Source organism: Tenacibaculum agarivorans (genome assembly GCF_001936575.1).
GTDB classification, from domain to species: Bacteria; Bacteroidota; Bacteroidia; order Flavobacteriales; family Flavobacteriaceae; genus Polaribacter; species Polaribacter agarivorans.
Map to the genome: position 1 here is coordinate 1 of NZ_MSMP01000081.1, position 2344 is coordinate 2344.

General features: G+C 40.7%; 1 protein-coding gene. It reads right to left on the bottom strand.

Going from position 1 to position 2344, the window contains the following annotated elements; all coding sequences use genetic code 11:
• On the bottom strand, positions 1 to 2344 hold a 2344-nt coding region (locus BVC87_RS23635), incomplete at both ends, for a hypothetical protein (protein WP_200799231.1).

Sequence of the window (2344 nt, forward strand, 5' to 3'; positions counted from 1 at the left end):
CGCATTGATAATAACTTCCGATTCATCTGAAGTCACTGAATTACATCCTGATCCTGTATCGCTTATAATTACTCTATAATAGGTAGTACCTGAAACTGTAGTAACTGGTGTATAACTTGAACTGGTAGCACTAGCAATATCAATAAAACCACTACCACTTATACTCGAACTTTGCCATTGATAGGTTAGTCCGTCAACTCCGCCTGTAGCCGTAACTGATAAATCCGTAGGTGTAGCGCCAACACAAATCGTTTGGGTGGTTAGCGATTGAACAGTAATCGCTGGATCTGCATTGATAATAACTTCCGATTCATCTGAAGTAACTGAATTACACCCTGATCCTGTATCGCTTATAATTACTCTATAATAGGTAGTACCTGAAACTGTAGTAACTGGTGTATAACTTGAACTGGTAGCACTAGCAATATCAATAAAACCACTACCACTTGTACTTGAACTTTGCCATTGATAGGTTAACCCATCAACTCCACCTGTTGCAGTTACCGATAAATCCGTAGGTGTAGCCCCAACACAAATCGTTTGAGTTGCTATTGGTTGAACAGTAATTGCTGGATCTGCATTGATTATAACTTCTGATTCATCTGAAGTAACTGAATTACATCCTGATCCCGTATCACTTATAATCACTCTATAATAGGTAGTACCTGAAGCTGTAGTTACCGGTGTATATGTCGAACTGGTAGCACTGGCTATATCAATAAAACCACTACCACTTGTACTCGAACTTTGCCATTGGTAGGTTAATCCATCAACCCCACCTGTAGCGGTAACTGATAAATCCGTAGGTGTAGCACCAACACAAATCGTTTGAGTTGCTATTGGTTGAACAGTAATCGCTGGATCCGCATTGATAACAACTTCCGATTCATCCGAAGTAATCGAATTACATCCTGATCCCGTATCACTTATAATCACTCTATAATAGATAGTGCCTGAAGCTGTCGTAACGGGTGTATATGTCGAACTGGTAGCACTGGCAATATCACTAAAACCACTACCACTTGTACTTGAACTTTGCCATTGATAGGTTAACCCATCAACTCCGCCTGTAGCAGTTACCGATAAATCTGTAGGTGTAGCACCAACACAAATCGTTTGGGTGGTTATCGGTTGAACAGTAATCGCTGGATCTGCATTGATTATAACTTCCGATTCATCCGAAGTAATCGAATTACATCCTGATCCCGTATCACTTATAATCACTCTATAATAGGTAGCGCCTGAAACTGTCGTAACGGGTGTATAGGTTGAACTGGTAGCACTAGCAATATCAATAAAACCACTACCACTTGTACTTGAACTTTGCCATTGATACGTTAACCCATCAACTCCACCTGTTGCAGTTACCGATAAATCCGTAGGTGTAGCCCCAACACAAATCGTTTGAGTTGCTATCGGTTGAACAGTAATAGCAGGATCCGCATTGACAATAACTTCCGATTCATCTGAAGTGATCGAATTACATCCTGATCCCGTATCGCTGATAATCACTCTATAATAGGTAGTGCCTGAAGCTGTAGTAACAGGTGTATATGTCGAACTGGTAGCACTGGCAATATCAATAAAACCACTACCACTTGTACTCGAACTTTGCCATTGATATGTTAATCCATCAACACCACCTGTAGCAGTTACCGATAAATCTGTAGGTGTAGCACCAACACAAATCGTTTGAGTGGTTAGCGGTTGAACAGTAATAGCTGGATCTGCATTGATTATAACTGCTGATTCATCTGAAGTAACTGAGTTACACCCTGATCCCGTATCGCTGATAATCACTCTATAATAGGTAGTGCCTGAAGCTGTAGTAACAGGTGTATATGTCGAACTGGTAGCACTGGCAATATCAATAAAACCACTACCACTTGTACTAGAACTTTGCCATTGATATGTTAATCCATCAACACCACCTGTAGCAGTTACCGATAAATCTGTAGGTGTAGCACCAACACAAATCGTTTGAGTGGTTAGCGGTTGAACAGTAATCGCTGGATCTGCATTGATTATAACTTCTGATTCATCTGAAGTAACTGAGTTACACCCTGATCCCGTATCGTTTATAATCACTCTATAATAGGTAGTACCTGAAGCTGTCGTAACTGGTGTATAAGTTGAACTGGTAGCACTGGCAATATCACTAAAACCACTACCACTTGTACTAGAACTTTGCCATTGATAGGTTAATCCATCAACTCCGCCTGAAGCAGTTACCGATAAATCTGTAGGTGTAGCACCAACACAAATCGTTTGGGTGGTTAGCGGTTGAACAGTAATCGCAGGGTCTGCATTGATTATAACTTCTGATTCATCTGAAGTGATCGAG